1 protein-coding gene is annotated in these 236 nt (G+C 66.5%); it reads left to right on the forward strand.

The genetic code is table 11. The features are described from left to right. Nucleotides 1-10: 10 nt before the first annotated feature. Nucleotides 11-236: chorismate synthase (locus RT460_RS03000; protein ID WP_313317071.1), on the forward strand; the 226-nt coding region annotated here is incomplete at its 3' end.

A 236-nucleotide genomic window follows, 5' to 3' on the forward strand; every position in this document is an offset into this window, starting at 1 on the left:
CACAACGGCATTGAATACATTCGGACAACTCCTCCGCGTCACCACCTTCGGTGAATCCCACGGGCCGGCCATCGGCTGCGTGATCGATGGGTGCCCGCCCGGCCTGGAAATCTCGCCCGAAGAATTCGCCCACGACCTGCAGCGCCGCGCCACCGGCAAGAGCCGTCATACCTCGGCCCGCCGCGAGGCCGACGAGGTCGAGATCCTGTCCGGTGTGTACGAAGGCCGCACCACCG

It is taken from the genome of Stenotrophomonas sp. (assembly GCF_032061965.1).
Lineage (GTDB): Bacteria > Pseudomonadota > Gammaproteobacteria > Xanthomonadales > Xanthomonadaceae > Stenotrophomonas.